Here is a 15853-nt window from a genome sequence, read left to right on the forward strand (position 1 = left end):
GGAACTCCCTCGATTACCGGCACACCGCGAGCGCGTCCAGGGCCACCGCACCCTGCCCCCGCGGCAGCACCATCAGCGGATTGATGTCCAACTCGGCGAGGTCGGCGTCCAGTTCGAGGGCCATGCGCTGCACCCGCAGCACCACCTCCACCAGCGCGTCCACGTCCGCCGCCGGCGCCCCCCGCACCCCGTCGAGCAGCGCGCGTCCCCGCAGCTCGCCGAGCATGTCCCGGGCCTCGCGTTCGCCGAACGGCGGTACGCGCACGGCCGCGTCGTTGAGGACCTCGACGAGGACGCCGCCGAGCCCGACCGTGACCGTGGGCCCGAAGAGGGGGTCGTGGGTCACGCCCACCACCATCTCGACCCCGCGCGGCACCATCTGGCAGACCAGGATGCCGTCCAGGTCGATGCCCTCGTAGCGGGCGATGTCGGTCAGCTCGCGGTAGGTGTCGCGGATCTGGCTCGCCGAGGTCAGCCCGACCTTCACCAGGCCGAGTTCCGTCTTGTGGGCGAGCTGCGCGCCCGAGGCCTTCATCACCACCGGATAGCCGACCTGGCCGGCGGCCCGTACGGCCGCGGCCGCGCTGGTCACCAGCTGTTCGCGGGGCACCCGTATCCCGTACGCCCGCAGCAGCTGCTTCGCCGCGTGCTCGCTCAGCCGGTGGCCGGGGCGCATGAGGGCCTGGGCCTTGCGGAAGGAGGGGGACGGGGTGCGCGGGGCCTCGTCGAAGGGGGAGCGGTAGCCGGTGCTGAAGCGGTGGTGGTCGAGGTAGGCCTTCACGGCGCCGATGCAGTTGCCGAAGGTGCGGAAGGTGGCGACGCGCGAGGAGCCGAGCAGGGTCGTGCGGTAGGCCTCCTCGGTCCCGACCGGCGAGCCCCACACCACGCAGACCAGCTTGTCCGTCTGCTCGGCGGCATCGACGAGGTCCCGGGCGAGCTTGTCGCTCATGGGCGGGAAGGGGCCGGTGATGGGGCAGATCAGCACCCCGACCGCAGGGTCGGCGAGGATCGCGTCGATGATCTTCCTGCCCCGCCAGTCGCCGACCGGGTGCCCACCGTTGTCGACGGGGTTGGCCACGCTGAGGTAGTCGGGGATCCACTGGTGCAGCTCGTCCTGCTTGGCCTGCGACAACCCCGGCAGGTGCAGCCCCGCGGCCGTCGCCAGGTCGGAGAAGTGGGCGCCGGTGCCGCCGGAGATGGAGTAGACGACGACCCCGTCGGCGACCGGCCTGCGGGCGCGGGCGAGCAGGGCGGCGGTGTCCTGGAGCTGGTCGAGCCCGTCGACCCGGATCACCCCGAACTGCCGCATGGCCGCGTCGACGACCTGGTCCGCGCCGGTCAGCTTCCCGGTGTGCGAGGCGGCCATCCGGGCTCCGGCCTCCGTCCGGCCGACCTTGACGGCGACCACGGGCACCCCGCGCCGGGCGGCCTGGTCGGCGGCGAGCAGGAAGGAGCGGCCGTCCTTGAGCCCCTCGACGTAACAGGCGATGGCCCCGACCTCGGGGCGGTGCGCGAAGTACGAGAGGAAGTCGGCGGTCTCCAGATCGGCCTCGTTGCCGGTGGGCGCCCAGTGCGAGAGCCGGACGCCCAGCTCCTGCATGGTGAAGACGGGCCGGCCCTGGTGCCCTGACTGGGTGATGAGCGCGACGGCCGGCCCGTCGAGGTCCTCGCGGAAGCGCTCGAAGGCGTTCAGGTTGGTGTTGGGTCCGAGCAGCCGCAGCCCGGAGCGCCCGACGGCGGCGGCGAGCCGCTGCTGGGCGGCGGCCCCCTCGGCCCCGGTCTCGGCGTAGCCGGAGGCGAAGGCGACCGCGAACTTCACCTTGGCCTCGGCCAGTTGCTCGATCACGGGCAGCGGATCGGCGACGAGGAGCACGGCGAGGTCGACGGAGTCGTCGAGGTCGCCCACCGACGCCACGCAGTCGATCCCGAAGACGGCCGTACGGGTCGGGTGCACGGGCACCACCCGCGCCCCCACCCGCCCGGCCCAGTCGAGCAGTTGCCGGGTGATCCCGGTGTTGGGCCGCCCCTCGGCGTCGGACGCGCCGACGACGGCGACCACCTCGGGCCGGAAGAACCGGTCGAGCTCGGGCACCGCCGCGTGCAGCGGCCGCCCGCTGACGTCCGTATCGCCCTCGACGGCGGTGACACCGTGCACGGCGACCCGGGCGGGCTGCTCGCCGCAGGCGACCACGCGGGCGCGGAGATCCGTCGTGAAGGTGCCGTGAGTCGATCCAAGCATGGTCGTCGCTCCGCCCGTCCGTCGATCGGTTCGATCCGTTCGATCGCTTCCCTTCTCTGACGCATAGTCAGATTACAGAACTGACGAGGAGTCAGGAATAGGCGGGAAGGGCTCCGATCGCGACGCCCTCGCCGGCTCGGCTCACGGCGCCCGCGACGAGCGCGGGCAGGGCGGACCTCAGCTCACGGCGCCCGCGAGGATCCTCGCCGCCTCGGCCACCAGCTCGTCGTCGGCCGCCGCGTCCTCGGCCGGCTTCGTGGTCAACACGGCCAGAACGACCGGCGGCCGCCCGGGCGGCCAGGCGATCCCGACGTCGTTGTTGCCGCCGTACCGGCCGCCGCCCGTCTTGTCGGCCAGCGTCCAGTCGGCCGGCAGCCCCTTGCGGAACCGGTTGCCGCTGGTCGTGTTGGCCAGCAGCCAGCCGGTGAGCAGCCGCCGGTCGTGGGGCGCCAGCGCGCCGCCCAGGACGAGCCGGGCGTACGAACGGCCGATCGCGCGCGGGGTCGTCGTGTCCGTCTCGCGCCACGGCTCGGCCGAGTTCAGCTCGGGCTCCCAGCGGTCGAGCCGGGTGACCCGGTCGCCGAGGGAGCGGGCGAAGCGGGTGACGGCCGTGGGGCCGCCGAGCTCACGGAGCAGCAGGTTGGCGGCGGTGTTGTCGCTGTGGGTGATCGAGTACTCGCACAGCTCGGCGACCGTCAGGCCGTCGGCGACGTGCTCACGGGTGATCGGCGAGTGGCCCGAGCGGTCGACCAGCTCCTGGGTGTAGTGGATGCGCCGGGCGAGGAACTCGCCGTCGCGGTCCAGGTCCCGCAGGACTGCCGCCGAGCCGAGCGTCTTGAACACCGAGCACATCGGGAAGAGTTCGCCGGCCCGGTACGCCACCACCCGACCGCTGCCGGTGTCGTAGGCGTACGCGCCGAGGCGGGCGCCGTGCTCCCGCTCCAGTGCGCGTAAGCGCGGTGTCGTGTCGCCGCCCGAGGCGTGGGCGGGGGTGAGGGGCAGGGCGGCGGCGAGGGTCGCCCCGGCCCCGGCGGTGAGGAGCGAACGACGGGTGGGTCGCACGTGCGGTGCCTTTCGTCGGTACGGGTGTGACGTGAGGCGTGACGTCACACGCGTACGGGCGGTTGCACCGACGCTATGGCCGGCGTGCCTTCCGGCGGGCGGTCTGCCGGGCGATCCGCCGCGCGATCCGCTCCGCGTCCAGGGCCATCTCCCGGAGCATCCCGCTGATGGGATTGGTGAACCCGGTGAAGTACAGCCCCGGCGCCTCCCGCGGACACCGAGCCCCCCGCACCACCGGCCGCCCCCGCTCGTCGAGGACCCCGAGGTGGCCGACGAGCGGCTCCAGGGCGCGGTGGTAGCCGGTGGCGGCGATCACCGTGTCGGGGGAGATGCGGGAGCCGTCCGCGAGGACGACCCCGGCGCCGTCGAAGGAGGCCACGGCGGCCACCGGTTCGACCTTCCCGGCCTTGACGGCGGCGACCAGGCCGACGTCCTGGACCGGGATCGCGCCCTGACGGACCCGTGAGTACAGGCCGCCCTCCGGCCGGGGCAGCCCGTGGGCCGACAGGTCGGCGGTGATGAACCGGCCGAGCAGGCCCGTCACCCGGTCGACCAGGCCCACCGGGAGCCGGCGCACGAGGATGCCGCTGCGCTGGGTCGGCCAGCCGAGCGTCGAGCGGCGGCAGATGTACGGGGCGGTGCGCACCGCGAGCCGGACGCGGGCGGCGCCGCCCTCGGCGAGGTCCGCGGCGATCTCGGCGCCGGTGTTGCCGACGCCGACGACGAGGACGTCGAGGCCCTTGTACGGCTCCGGGTTGCGGTACGCGCTCGCGTGGACGAGCTCGCGGTCGTACGAGTCGAGACCGGGCCGGTCGGGCAGCCGGGGGGTGTGGTTGTAGCCGGTGGCGACGACGACGGCACTGCCGACGAGACGCCGGCCGCCGGTGGCGTGCAGCACCCAGTCCGTACCGTCCCGCTCGACCCGGGCGACCTCGACGCCGGTGACGATCTCCAGGTCGTGGAAGTCGGCGTACGTCTCCAGGTACCGCACCACGTCGGCGCGGGCGACCCACCGTCCGAAGGAGCGGGGCATCTTCAGGCCGGGCAGCGCGGAGAGCCGGCGGGTGGTGTGCAGCCGCAGCCGGTCGTAGTGGCCGCGCCAGGAGGAGCCGATGCTGTCGGACTTCTCCAGGACGACGGCCCGTACGCCCTGCTCGCGCAGGGTGGCGGCGACGGCGAGTCCGCCGGGGCCGCCGCCGATGACGTAGACGGGATGGGGTGCGGGGGTGGTCATGACTGCTGAGCGTAATGACGCGTACACGCCGTGGGTCTCGGTCAAGAGGGAGTTCGGTTGCGAATCGATCACGCGTGCAGAGGTCTTGCGGAGAAGCGGGGGCATCCGTTGAACTGACGACCTGTCAGCTTTCACATCTCCAACGACCCGAAGGGATGGGCCGGCCGCATGCGGACGATCTGGCTCACCGGCGCCGAATGGCTCGCCGTCCTGCGCATAGGCCTCGGACTGTGGTGGCTGGAGAGCTGGCGCCACAAGGACCGCAAGGGCTGGTTCGAACGCGGCACCGGCATCGCCTGGGCCGCCGACGTGGCCGCCAAGCACAAGTGGGCCGCCGTGAAGAACGGCTTCGACACCGTCGTCGCCCCGCGCCCCAAGCTCATGGCGTACGTCGTCGTCTACGCCGAACTCGCCCTCGGCCTCGGCCTGATCAGCGGCCTGCTCACCCCCGTCGCCCTGATCGGCGGCCTGCTCCTCAACCTGCTCTACCTCACCCTGATGATCCACGACTGGGCCGAGCAGGGGCAGAACGCGATGATGGCCCTGATCTCTCTCGTCGCCCTCTTCACGATGTCCTGGCAGACCTGGTCCCTCGACCACGCGATCGGACTCTTCTGATGACGGCCACCCCGGAAGCAGACGCCTTCACCCGCGCGTACTGGGACGCGGCCGCCGAGGGCACCCTCCTGCTGCGCCACTGCCTCGCCTGCGACCGCGCCCACCACTACCCGCGCGAGTTCTGCCCCCACTGCTGGAGCGAGACCGTGCAATGGCGCCCGGCGAGCGGCTGCGCGACCCTCTACACCTGGTCGGTCGTCCACCGCAACGACCTGCCGCCGTTCGGCGAGCGGGTCCCGTACGTGGCGGCCGTGGTGGACCTGGCGGAGGGGCCGCGGATGATGACGGAGGTCGTGGACTGCCCCGAGGAGCGGCTCCGCGTCGGCATGGACCTGGACGTCGCCTTCCGGGCGGAAGGCGACGTCCAGGTCCCGGTGTTCAGACCGCGCCGGCCGTGACCCGCTCGACCGGGATCCACAACTGGGAATCCGTCTCCGCGCCGATCTCCACCGGCTGGGTCCGCAGCAGCTCGGGACCCGGCCGGCTCACGTACGGGTTCGAGGGGAACCACTGCGTGAACACGTCCCGCCACAGCTCCTGGAGGGCGCTCGGATAGGGCCCGTGGTTGTCGAAGACCGCCCAGGTCCCGGCCGGCACGTCGAGGCTGTCGAGCTCCTCGGCGCCCGCCCCGGGGCCGGTCACCACGCCGATCCAGTAGTCCACCTCGGCGCCCTCCTCCCGGCTGTCGGTGAGATGCTCCACCGCGGACAGGACGCCCTCCGGCTCCCCGCCGGACAGCTCCTTCATCCGTACGATCGCCTGCTCGCCCAGGCTCTCCACGTGCGCCATGGCGGCCGCGTTCACCCCCTCGTGGACGAGCGGAACCCGAGCCTTCCTCCCGACCACCCTGAACGCCTCCTTCTCGATGATCCGGTACCGCATGGTGCTGCTCCCTTCGACGACGACACGGAAGGACATCCGCGGCTGAGCGGTGAGCACGGCACCCCGATGCCTGGCCTCCCCCGGCCCCACCCCGTGCACCGCACGGAACGCCCGGGCGAACGCCTCGCCGGAGCCGTACCCGTACCGCACCGCGACGTCGAGCAGCGTCCGCTCCCCGGCCAGCACCTCGGCCCCGGCCAGCGTCATGCGCCGGCGCCGTACGTACACGGAGAGCGGCATCCCGGCGAGCGCGGAGAACAGCCGCCGGAAGTGGTACTCCGACACGGCGGCGATCCGGGCCAGCTCGGCCACGTCCACCTCCTGGTCGAGGCAGCGCTCCAACTGGTCAAGGGCCTGGTTCAACCGCTCCAGCACGCGTGTCCGTCCTTCCCTCTGTTGTCTCCACGGTAGGAAGGACCACCCTGACACCACCCGACAAGCGGTGCCCGGAACGGTCGGGTCGGACGGGCGGCGGGCCGGGCCGGGTGCCCGGCTCGGAAGACCGCGGCTTGCGGTTGCCGCAACGTCAACTCCTACGGTCTTGGTGTGGGGGCCGGACCGGCCGGCCCCGGCGATGGAAGGACGACGTCATGGTGGCTTGGCCGATCGCGGACGTGGCCCGGATGTCCGGGGTGACCTCCCGGACCCTGCGCCACTACGACGAGATCGGCCTGCTGCCGCCCGCCTGGATCGGCGGCAACGGCCACCGCTACTACGAGGAGGCGGACCTGCTGCGCCTGCAGCAGATCCTGCTGATGCGGGAGCTGGACGTGGGCCTGCGCGAGATCCAGGCCGTCCTGGACAGCCAGGCCGACCGCGTGGCGGTCCTGCGCGAGCACCACGCACGACTGCTCGCCGAGCAGAACCGGCTGGGAACCCTCGCGCGGACGGTCGCTCGCACCATCGCCGAACTGGAGGAACCGAAGGAAGGCAGAGGCATGAGCACGAACATCAACCGCCCGGAGAACCTGTTCGAGGGCTTCGGGCCGGAGGACCCCGAGACCGTGGCCGAGGTGCGGGAGCGCTGGCCGGAGGCGTGGGAGCAGTCCCGGCAGGCGCAGGAGTCGATGACCGCGGAGGATTCCGAGCGGTGGCAGCGGGAGGTGACGGCCCAGATGATCCGCTTCGCGGAGTTCATGGCCGCCGGCACCCCGCCCGACGACCCGGCCGTCCAGGCCGAGGTCGACGTCCACTACCAGGGCATCTGCCGCTTCTGGACCCCGAACGCGGAGGGGTACGAGGGCCTGGGCCGGACGTACGCCGAAGACCCGAGGTTTCGCGCGAACTTCGACCGCATCGCTACCGGCCTCGCGGAGTATCAGCGTGCTGCGATGGCTGTCTACGCGGCTGCCCGGCTGAGCTGAGGCGGGGTCCCCGAGCCGGGAGTTCCTCCCAGCCTCGGGTAGTCCGTGTAACCCGTCTCCCCGCCCGTGTACATCAGGTACTGCTCCCGCACCGCGTTGAGCGGGGCTCCCACCCGCAGGCGCTCGACCAGATCCGGGTTGGCCAGGAACGCGCGGCCGAGGGAGACCAGGTCGGCGCCGGCGGCCAGGAGGCGTTCGCCGGCCCCGCGGCCCCCGTCGGCGGGCAGCGGGCCTCCCCACCCGAGCACCGGGTTGGCGATCAGCGTGCCCGGCCAGGCCTTCCGGATGTCCTGGAACAGCGGCTGGTCCGGGTCGGCGAACACCACGTGCAGATAGGCCAGTCCCTGTTCGGCGAGGGCGGCGACCAGAGCCCCGTAGACGAGCTCGGTGTCGTCGCCCTCCTCGACGCCGTTCACCGCGACTCCGGGCGAGACCCGCACCCCCACCCGCTCCGGCCCGATCGCGTCCGCGACGGCCCGGACCACCTCGACCACGAACCGGATCCGGTTCCCGACCGGCCCGCCGTACTCGTCCTCCCGCCGGTTCGTGTTCGGCGCCAGGAACTGGTGCAGCAGATAGCCGTTGGCGGCATGCACCTCGACCCCCTCGAAGCCCGCCTCGACAGCCCGGCGCGCGGCGGCGGCGAAGTCGGCCACGGTCGCCCGTATGTCCTCGACGCTCATCTCGCGCGGGACGACGGAGGGCTTGCGCCCGTCGGCGGTGTGGATCTCCTCGGGAAGCGCGACGGGCGACGGAGCGAGCGGCGTGAGCCCGCTGTTGTCCGGATGCCCGACCCGCCCCCCGTGCTGCACCTGCAGGAACATCCGCCCGCCGGCCGCCCGTACGGCGTCGGTGACCGCGCGCCAGCCGGCCACGTGCTCCGGCGCGTGGATCGCGGGGATGTTCGGGTAGGTCCTGCCCACGGCGTTCGGCGTCGTCGCCTCCGCGATGATCAGCCCGGCGGAGGCGCGCTGCGCGTAGTACGTGGCCATGACCGGCTGCGGCACGCCGTCGGCCGCCGCACGGTTACGGGTCAGCGGCGCCATCACCAACCGGTTGGGCAGGTCCAGGCGGCCGAGGGTGGTGGGCTCGAAGAGGCGGGATCCGCCCGTGTGGTTCGTCATGCCGGTACCGTAGAAGCTGACACGGATGTCAGGTTCAAGCGGCATTCACGCGGCGGACCCCAACGGCGAGGTGGGCGGACGATGAGGATCGGCGAACTGGCCCGGCGCAGCGGCGTGAGCGAGCGTTCCCTGCGCTACTACGAACAGCAGGGCCTGCTCGCCGCCGAGCGCACCCCCGGCGGCCACCGGGACTACGGCGACTGGGCGGTCGACCGCGTCATCCGCGTCCAGGCCCTCTACGCGGCCGGTCTGAACAGCAAGAAGATCGCCCGACTGCTCCCGTGCATGCGGGACGTCGACGGCGGCCCGACCGACCTCACCACCGGCCAGCTGGTCGACGAACTCACCGTGGAACGCGACCGCCTCGACCGGATGATCCTCGACCTCCTCCGCTCCCGCGACGTCCTGAACGAGGTCATCGACGCCGCCACCGTCAGGGCCTGATCCCCACCGGGGCGAGGACCTCCGGCGCCGCCGCGATGCGGCGGCACATGCCATCCCGCCCCGGCCGATGCCCGCCTCACCACCCACCGGCCCGACGGCCGCCCACGGCGCCGGGCCACTACCCGGGCCGTTTCGCGTGGCCGCGCCAGGTGGTCGGAAGGAACGGTCAGACCGGGGAGCCGGCCACTCGGGCCAGGATCTCCGGAGCGGCCTCGGCGAGGGTGGCGAAGTGGCGGTGGGAACCCTCCGCCGGAGACGTGGTGTTGACGGTCCAGACCGTCATCCCGGCCCCGAGCCCCGACCGTACGCCCGACGGGGCGTCCTCGATCACCAGGCAGTCCGCCGGATCCGCGCCCAGGATCTCCGCCGCCCGTAGGTACGGCACCGGCGACGGCTTCCCCTCGCTCACCGACGCCGCGTCCACGATCAGCTCCGGCATCGGCAGCCCGGTCCGCTCGAACCGCCCCCGCACCCGGTGCTCGTAGTTCGATGTCACCAGCGCCCAACGGTCGCCCGGCAGCGCGTTCAGCAGTTCCGCCGCCCCGTCGAACGCCGCGTACGTCCCCGTCCGCACGTCCTCGTCCTCCAGCGCGTGCAGCAGCGCCAGGCACTCATCCGAGTCGCGTCCGGGCGCCACCGTCGCGAACGTCTCGACCGGCCGCGTCCGCAGCGCGACGGCGTACACCTCGTCCCCGTCGAGCCCGTACCGGTCCGCCCAGGCATGCCAGACGCGCCGCTGGTTCTCGACGGCGTCCATGAGGGTGCCGTCGACGTCGAAGAGAACGAAGTTCTTGCTGCTCACGCGCCAGATGCTACGGAAACGAAGGCAGCCCAGGAAGAGGGGGCAACGGCGAGCTGGGGGCCGTCGGGGTTCTTGGAGTCGCGGATGTGGACGGTGGTGGGGTGAGTGGCGACCTCGACGCACTCGCCGCCTTCACCGCCGCTGTAGCTGGACTTGCGCCAGTCGTAGGCGACTTCGACGCACTCGCCGCCTTCGCCATCGCTGTAGCCGCTCTTGAACCAGGCCAGATCCATGGTGCTCATAGCTCTCCCAGCATTTTCTCGATCCGCTCCAGGGACTCCTGTGGTGTGAGTGCCTGCGCCCGGATGATCCCATAGCGCTCGGTATACATGCGTACCTCTTCCGGGTCGGTGATCAGGCGGGCGTGGCTATAGCTCTCGATGTAGGCAACCTCCCGTCGTCCCTTGGGCGTGAGGAGCGTGAACGCACCTTCCAGGCCGGGGTGTTCCTGCCGGTCTGTGGGCATGACCTGGAGGTGTACGTTCCGTAGTCTGTCGACCTCGACGAGGCGGCGCAGCTGCTCCCGGAACGCCCCGCGGCCACAGAGTGGGCGACGCAGTACCGACTCCTCGATAACGAAGCTCATGGTCGGGGCCGGCCACTTGTCGAAGATGACCTGCCGGGCGAGACGGTCGGCCAGGCGCTTCTCGATGGTTTCCTCGTCGTACAGCGGACGGCGATAGCGGAACACGGCCTCCGCGTAGGCCGACGTCTGGAGAATGCCCGGCATGGCCTGTGGGGCGTAGTAGTGCAGCGCCACCGCCTTCGCCTCCTCGTCGGCGAAGTCCCTGAACCAGTCCGGATGCCGCGTCCGCGCCCGCGCCAACGCGTCCCGCACGTCATCCACCGCCGCGATCAGCACCCCACCGGCGCCCAGCACCGGATCCGCCCGCAGCAGAAAGTCCGGCTGCGGGGTACGGACCCCACGCTCCACCGACGAGACCAGGTCCTCGCTGCAGTGCGTGGCCTCGGCCAGGTCCGACTGGCTCAGGCCGGCGTTCCGCCGCAGCACCTTGATGATTTTCCCCAGCGCCCTGAACAAGTGCGCCGTGCCGTCGACTTCGGACGGCCGTTCCGGCCGTTCCTCCTCGTTCCCCGACATCCGTACCGCCCTCTTGGCGTGCTCGTACCGCTACTCAGCGTCGTGGTGTCGCCCCTGGTCAGGGTAGGGCCGACCGCCCAGGCTCGGCAGCATGAAGACGGAAACCACCACTCCAACCGGTGAGTTCGTGCAACGCCTGTCGTCCACGCGCCGTGGCGCCCGCCTCGCCCGGCTCCTGGCCGTCCAGCAGCTGCGCGACTGGGGTCTGGCCGACACCGACGCCGCCGAACTCGTCGTCGCCGAGCTCGCCGCCAATGCCGTCACGCACGGTCGCGTCCCCGGTCGCGACTTCGAGGTCCGCCTCGCGCTCGCCGAAGGCCACCTCCGCGTCGAGGTGTCCGACACGCGCGCCGAACGCGAACCGGAGCCGGTCCGCGTGCCCGACGGGCACGGCTACGGCCTGCTCCTCGTCTCGGCCCTGTCCACCGCCTGGGGCGTGAAGGCCCGGTGCGTCGGTAAAACGGTCTGGGCGACGGTGTTCGTGCGATGAGGTGACGTTTCTGTGGTGAAAGCGCTACGCCTGGAGGGTGAGTAAAGCGCTCGTATGCAGAGGTTCGTCCTTGTCTCCGTAAATCATCTTGCTTTGGCAAAGTCTCGTCGTGTTGCGACGTCTCCGAGCCCTATGTGTGTTTGCCCTCCAGATGACCAGGAGTCAGGCGTTGAGCTACGGAAGCAGGTTGCGTGACCAGATCGCCGCACCGGGGACCACCCCGCTGATCGGCGTGTACGACATGTACTCGGCGTCGGTCGCCGCCGAGCACTACGACGGGATGTTCGTCTCCGGCTTCGGCTTCGCGGCCTCGCACTACGGGCTGCCGGACATCGGCTTCATCGCCTGGCCGGACATGGTGGCGTTCGTCCAGCGGCTGCGCGGCGCGTTCCCCCGGCACCACCTCCTCGTGGACATCGACGACGGTTACGTCGACCCCGAGGTCGCCTGCCACGTGGTGGAGGGGCTCGAGCGGATCGGCGCCTCCGGGGTGATCCTGGAGGACCAGAAGCGGCCCCGCCGGTGCGGGCACGCCGACGGCAAGCAGGTGCTGCCGCTCGACGAGTACCTGGCCAAGCTGGACATGGTGCTGCGGACCCGGCGGGACCTGGTCGTGGTCGCCCGTACGGACGCCACGGACGAGGAGGACATCCTCCAGCGGGCCAAGTGCCTGGCGGCCACCGACGCCGACGTGGTCCTCGTGGACGGCGTACGCAGCGTGGAGTGGATCCGGCGGATCCGCGAGGTGGTGGACGGCAAGCCACTGCTCTTCAACCAGATCGCCGGCGGCAAGTCCCCGCGGCTCTCGCTCGGCGAGCTCTCCGCACTCGGCGTCGACGTGGCCATCTACAGCACCCCCTGCCTCTTCGCCGCGCACGAGGCGATGGACTCGGCGCTCTCCGAACTGAAGCGCGCCGACGGCAGGCTGCCGTCCTTCGACCCCGAAAGCGGCATCGGCGTCGCCGCCTCGACCCGGCTCCTGGAGCGGAACATCGCCCGCCACCACGAGGAGCCCGCGCGGGTGGGCGCATGAGCGCCGCCATCCCGCGGCCCCGGGCGGCGCTGCCGGTGCTCGGCGCGGTGCTGCTCGTGGCCGCGGGCGCGGCCCCCGCGGCGGCGGGCGGCAGCCTGGTCACCGTGATCGACAACTCGCACGCCGACTCCGTCGTCGAGGTCGACCGGGCGGCCAACGTCCAGTACGGCAGCAGCGGCACCGCCGGGAGCGACCACGACGGCAGCGCGGTCGACGCCTTGCAGGCGCTGTTCGGCTCCGTCCGCAAGGGCGGCGACTGAGACCGCCGCCCATGGCCAACGGCCGGACACCGCCCTCGTGGTGTCCGGCCGTTCGCGTACCCCCGTACCCCCGTACCCGCGTGCTCGCGTACCCCCGTACCCGCGTGCTGCGCGCCCCCGTGCCCACCCCCCGAGCCCCGCGTGCCCCCCGAGCCCCCGTTGCCCCCGTGCCTGCGCGTGCCCGCCCGGGGTCAGTCCTCCCCGAGGTCCGGGTGCCCGTCCTCGTTGAGCTCGACGGGCTCCTGGTCGGCCGCGTGCGCGAGGGTCGTGGCCGAGGTCTCGACCGTGGGGGCGGCCTCGGCGGCGGAGGCGAAGCCCAGGGCCGCGCCGGCCACGGCCAGGGCGGCGACGAGGGCGCGGGGGGTGGTGGTGAGGTTCATGCCCAGGTAACGATCTTGGATTCCCGCAGGTCACGCCCGTGCCACGGGAGAGGGAGAGGCGCACACGGACGGCGTGCACGCCCCTCCCGTCCCCTCAGCTCCGCTCGACGATCCCCCGTACGTACGCCGCCTGCCCCGCATGCTGGTTGTCGTCGGTGATCACGCTGACCAGCCGGACGCCCAGGGTGACCGGCGGGTCCCAGCGGGTGTCGACGACGCGGTCCAGGTCGGCGTTGGTGAGGGCGCCGAGGCGCTCGACGGTGCGGGCGTGGACGGCGTCGTAGTAGCCGAGCAGCAGCTCTGCCGGGGCGCGTACGGCGCCGACCTGCTTGCTGTTCTGCCCGAAGCCGGTGGCGTCCTTGGCGAACGGCAGGTGGAAGCGGTCCGCCCAGCCGTCCGTGTGCCACAGCTGCTCGGTGTCGAAGGCGTCCGCGACGTGGTCGTCCTGGATGCGGGTCAGGTGCCATACGAGCCAGGCGATCGAGTTGGCGTCGGGGTCGACCCGTACGGCGAGCTCGTCCTCCGAAAGGCCCTCGACGGCCTCGTGGACGGCCTCCTGGATCCGGCCGATCGCATCCAGCAGAAGCTCGGCGCTCTTCATGGCACTCCTCGTACCGTCTCGAAACGTACGGAATCGGTCGTGGTCCCGCACCACGGTACGCCTCAGCCCCGCTCGTAGTGGTAGCCCTCGCCGTGGGAGGGACCGACGTCGTGGCGCAGGCCCGTCGGTACGGCGAGGTCGAAGGCCGACGTGTCGCCGTTCGTGCAGTAGGGGTAGCCGCCGGACTTGCCCTGGTCCACGGTGGTGACGCCCAGGTTGATGCGCTTGCCGCCGTCGGTGATGGAGACGAGCTTGGCCACGTACTCGCAGTGGGCGCCGCTGTTCGTGGTGATCATCCTGGCGGCTATCTGGCCGGGCGCGACCCGGTAGATGTAGACCGTCTCCGGCTGCCCGATGTTGAACTGGCCCGTGTACTTCCACGTCCCGACGAAGGCCGAGGGGATCCGGTTGTCCGTGGTCTGGGCGGGCGGCTTGGGCGCGGTGGTGGCCGGCGGCCTGGTCGTCGTCCCGCCCGAGGAGCCGCCCGAGACCGACGACCCTCCGGAGCTCGACGACCCGCCGGAGCCGGTGGCCGAACCACCGCCCGAGGTCGCGGAACCGCCGCCCGAGGCCCCCGAGCCGCCGGCGGCCGCGCCTCCGATCGCGCCGCCCACGGATCCGCCCGCCCCTCCGGCCGCCGTGCCCCCGGGCGGCGGTGTGGCCTGCGACGGGCCCTGGCCCGCGGTGGCCGTGCCCGGCGGGGGAGCGGACGACGGGCCGTTGGTGGTGGCGGGCGGCGGGGTGGTGCCGGAGGTGCCGGGCGCGCCCTGGAGGTCACGCTGCCGGGCGTCGTCGTCGACGAAGTGGACCACCGTGCCGCTGATGCCGACCACGGCGAAGACGGCGGCGACGACCGCCCAGACCCGGGACGGACGGCGCGGCCCCCGGGCGCCGCCCTCGGCGGTGCCGGGCGTCTTCGGGCGCAGTCCGAGGGTGCCGGTACCGGAGCCGGAGGAGGCCACGGAGGCGGCCGAGGACACCGGCACCGCTTCCCCGCTCCCCGCGCCCCCGGCCCCTTCGGAGCCCTCCGCGTCCTCGGCCCCCATCGCCGGCTCCTCCGCCGGCTCCTCCGACAGCGCCTCAGCGTCGAGCAGCCGGGCCGCCTGCCGGGCGAGCCGGGCCACGAGCTCGGCGGGCAGCCAGGCGCCGCCGAGGGCGCCGCGGCCCGTCTCCTCGCCCGGCAGGGCGGGGTCGGCGAGCAGGGCCTCGATGCCCGGGCGCTGCTCGGGGTCCTTGGTGAGGCAGCGGGCGATGAAGGCGCGCAGCGGCTCGGACTCCACCCGGTCGAGCTCGGGTTCGGCCTCGACGATCTGGAACATGATCGCGTGCTGGTTGCTGGCCCCGTGTCCGAACGGCAGCCGGCCGGTCGCCGCGTACATCAGGACGCAGCCGAGCGCGAAGACGTCGGCCGCGGGCCCCAGAGACTCGCCGCGGACCTGCTCGGGGGCCATGAAGCCGGGGGAGCCGACCACCATGCCGGTGCTGGTGAGCAGCGACTCGACCGAGGGCTCCAGGGCGCGCGCGATGCCGAAGTCGATGACCCTCGGGCCCTCGACGGTGAGCATGACGTTGGACGGCTTGAGGTCACGGTGCAGGATTCCGGCGCCGTGGATGCCCTGGAGGGCCCGGAGCAGGCCGAGCGCGAGGGCCAGGATCGACTCGGCGGGCAGCGGCCCGTGATCCCGTACGACCTGTTCGAGGGAGGGCCCGGGGACGAAGCCGGTGGCCACCCAGGGGCGTTCGGCCTCGGGGTCGGCGTCCAGGACGGGCGCGGTGTAGTGCTCGCCGACCTTCCGTACGGCCTCGATCTCCCGCCGGAAGCGGGCCCGGAACTGCGGGTCCTGCGCGTGCTCCTCGTGCACGACCTTCACTGCGACGGTCCGCCCACCCTCGGACCGCGCCAGGAAGACCCGTCCCATGCCGCCGGAACCGAGCCGGCCGAGCAGCCGGTACGGGCCGATCAGGCGCGGGTCGCCGGTCGCGAGCGGCTCCATGCCGCTGCCGCCCCTGTCCTTCCCGCCGCCTATGCCTTTTCCGTCACCTTTGCCTGTTCCGCTCTCGCTGCGCATGCCGGTCTGGCTCCCCCTGGTCGTCCCTGATGCATGGTCAATTAGAACGCGCATCAGGGTAGATGAGGCTTCACGAGGAAGGGATGCCGCTTCCGGCCCGGGCCGGGCGGCCACCACCCCGGGCCGGGCCGCCGCCACCACCCCCGGCT

18 protein-coding genes are annotated in these 15853 nt (G+C 72.4%); 7 read left to right on the plus strand and 11 right to left on the minus strand.

From position 1 onward, the window contains the following. Positions 1-13: 13 nt before the first annotated feature. From ACIGEZ_RS13665 to ACIGEZ_RS13675, 3 genes are all read right to left on the minus strand, one after another. A complete protein-coding gene (locus ACIGEZ_RS13665) occupies positions 14-2239 on the minus strand; it encodes an acetate--CoA ligase family protein (RefSeq protein WP_399830054.1) in 2226 nt (741 codons plus the stop codon). A gap of 177 nt (positions 2240-2416) precedes the next feature. After that, positions 2417-3301 carry a class A beta-lactamase gene (gene bla / locus ACIGEZ_RS13670; RefSeq protein ID WP_399830056.1) on the minus strand — a complete coding sequence of 295 codons (885 nt, stop codon included), beginning with the start codon at positions 3299-3301 and terminating at the stop codon, positions 2417-2419. A 73-nt stretch (positions 3302-3374) separates the two neighbouring features. After that, entirely contained in the window at positions 3375-4535 is a 1161-nt protein-coding gene (locus ACIGEZ_RS13675) for a flavin-containing monooxygenase (RefSeq protein ID WP_399830059.1), read from the minus strand. Between the two features lie 168 nt (positions 4536-4703). Between ACIGEZ_RS13675 and ACIGEZ_RS13680 the strand changes: the two genes are divergently transcribed. Further along, on the plus strand, positions 4704-5153 hold the full coding sequence (locus ACIGEZ_RS13680; RefSeq protein WP_399830061.1) for a DoxX family membrane protein: 450 nt from the start codon (positions 4704-4706) through the stop codon (positions 5151-5153). Further along, positions 5153-5551: a Zn-ribbon domain-containing OB-fold protein gene (locus ACIGEZ_RS13685; protein WP_399830064.1), complete on the plus strand. Its 399-nt coding sequence runs from the start codon at positions 5153-5155 to the stop codon at positions 5549-5551. The genes ACIGEZ_RS13680 and ACIGEZ_RS13685 overlap by 1 nt, the downstream gene beginning before the upstream one ends. On the opposite strand, the gene ACIGEZ_RS13690 is transcribed toward ACIGEZ_RS13685, so the two are convergent. Further along, entirely contained in the window at positions 5532-6410 is an 879-nt protein-coding gene (locus ACIGEZ_RS13690; protein WP_399830067.1) for a GyrI-like domain-containing protein, read from the minus strand. The two genes, ACIGEZ_RS13685 and ACIGEZ_RS13690, sit on opposite strands and share 20 nt — an antisense overlap. Positions 6411-6628: 218 nt before the next feature. Between ACIGEZ_RS13690 and ACIGEZ_RS13695 the strand changes: the two genes are divergently transcribed. After that, entirely contained in the window at positions 6629-7399 is a 771-nt protein-coding gene (locus ACIGEZ_RS13695) for a MerR family transcriptional regulator (RefSeq protein ID WP_399830600.1), read from the plus strand. On the opposite strand, the gene ACIGEZ_RS13700 is transcribed toward ACIGEZ_RS13695, so the two are convergent. Continuing rightward, a complete protein-coding gene (locus ACIGEZ_RS13700; RefSeq protein ID WP_399830069.1) occupies positions 7375-8523 on the minus strand; it encodes an alkene reductase in 1149 nt (382 codons plus the stop codon). The genes ACIGEZ_RS13695 and ACIGEZ_RS13700 overlap by 25 nt on opposite strands. A gap of 81 nt (positions 8524-8604) precedes the next feature. On the opposite strand from ACIGEZ_RS13700, the gene ACIGEZ_RS13705 reads away from it, so the two are divergent. After that, positions 8605-8967: a MerR family transcriptional regulator gene (locus ACIGEZ_RS13705; protein WP_399830072.1), complete on the plus strand. Its 363-nt coding sequence runs from the start codon at positions 8605-8607 to the stop codon at positions 8965-8967. A 166-nt stretch (positions 8968-9133) separates the two neighbouring features. Here ACIGEZ_RS13705 and ACIGEZ_RS13710 read toward each other — a convergent pair whose 3' ends face one another. From ACIGEZ_RS13710 to ACIGEZ_RS13720, 3 genes are read right to left on the minus strand one after another with little or no spacing between them, the layout of a single operon-like run. Beyond that, entirely contained in the window at positions 9134-9769 is a 636-nt protein-coding gene (locus ACIGEZ_RS13710; RefSeq protein ID WP_399830075.1) for an HAD family hydrolase, read from the minus strand. Continuing rightward, positions 9766-10011 (minus strand): DUF397 domain-containing protein, encoded by a 246-nt coding sequence (locus tag ACIGEZ_RS13715; RefSeq protein WP_399830078.1) that lies wholly within the window; start codon positions 10009-10011, stop codon positions 9766-9768. Before ACIGEZ_RS13715 ends, ACIGEZ_RS13710 begins: the two co-directional genes overlap by 4 nt. Continuing rightward, complete coding sequence (locus tag ACIGEZ_RS13720) at positions 10008-10871, minus strand: helix-turn-helix domain-containing protein (protein WP_399830081.1); 864 nt, start codon at positions 10869-10871, stop codon at positions 10008-10010. Before ACIGEZ_RS13720 ends, ACIGEZ_RS13715 begins: the two co-directional genes overlap by 4 nt. Positions 10872-10962: 91 nt before the next feature. Here ACIGEZ_RS13720 and ACIGEZ_RS13725 point away from each other — a divergent pair, with 91 nt between their 5' ends. From ACIGEZ_RS13725 to ACIGEZ_RS13735, 3 genes are all read left to right on the plus strand, one after another. Continuing rightward, entirely contained in the window at positions 10963-11361 is a 399-nt protein-coding gene (locus tag ACIGEZ_RS13725; RefSeq protein ID WP_399830084.1) for an ATP-binding protein, read from the plus strand. 169 nt (positions 11362-11530) lie between these two features. Next, the gene (locus ACIGEZ_RS13730; RefSeq protein WP_399830086.1) at positions 11531-12394 is read left to right on the plus strand and encodes an oxaloacetate decarboxylase; all 864 of its coding nucleotides are present in this window, start codon (positions 11531-11533) and stop codon (positions 12392-12394) included. Continuing rightward, complete coding sequence (locus ACIGEZ_RS13735; protein WP_399830089.1) at positions 12391-12654, plus strand: hypothetical protein; 264 nt, start codon at positions 12391-12393, stop codon at positions 12652-12654. The genes ACIGEZ_RS13730 and ACIGEZ_RS13735 overlap by 4 nt, the downstream gene beginning before the upstream one ends. Before the next feature lie 191 nt (positions 12655-12845). Here ACIGEZ_RS13735 and ACIGEZ_RS13740 read toward each other — a convergent pair whose 3' ends face one another. From ACIGEZ_RS13740 to ACIGEZ_RS13750, 3 genes are all read right to left on the minus strand, one after another. After that, the gene (locus tag ACIGEZ_RS13740; protein WP_399830091.1) at positions 12846-13034 is read right to left on the minus strand and encodes a hypothetical protein; all 189 of its coding nucleotides are present in this window, start codon (positions 13032-13034) and stop codon (positions 12846-12848) included. A 94-nt stretch (positions 13035-13128) separates the two neighbouring features. Continuing rightward, a complete protein-coding gene (locus ACIGEZ_RS13745; RefSeq protein WP_399830094.1) occupies positions 13129-13635 on the minus strand; it encodes a DUF664 domain-containing protein in 507 nt (168 codons plus the stop codon). A 62-nt stretch (positions 13636-13697) separates the two neighbouring features. Then, the gene (locus ACIGEZ_RS13750) at positions 13698-15629 is read right to left on the minus strand and encodes a serine/threonine-protein kinase (protein WP_399830096.1); all 1932 of its coding nucleotides are present in this window, start codon (positions 15627-15629) and stop codon (positions 13698-13700) included. Positions 15630-15853 lie beyond the last annotated feature (224 nt).

The sequence above is a fragment of the Streptomyces sp. NPDC085481 genome, assembly GCF_044541845.1.
GTDB lineage: Bacteria > Actinomycetota > Actinomycetes > Streptomycetales > Streptomycetaceae > Streptomyces.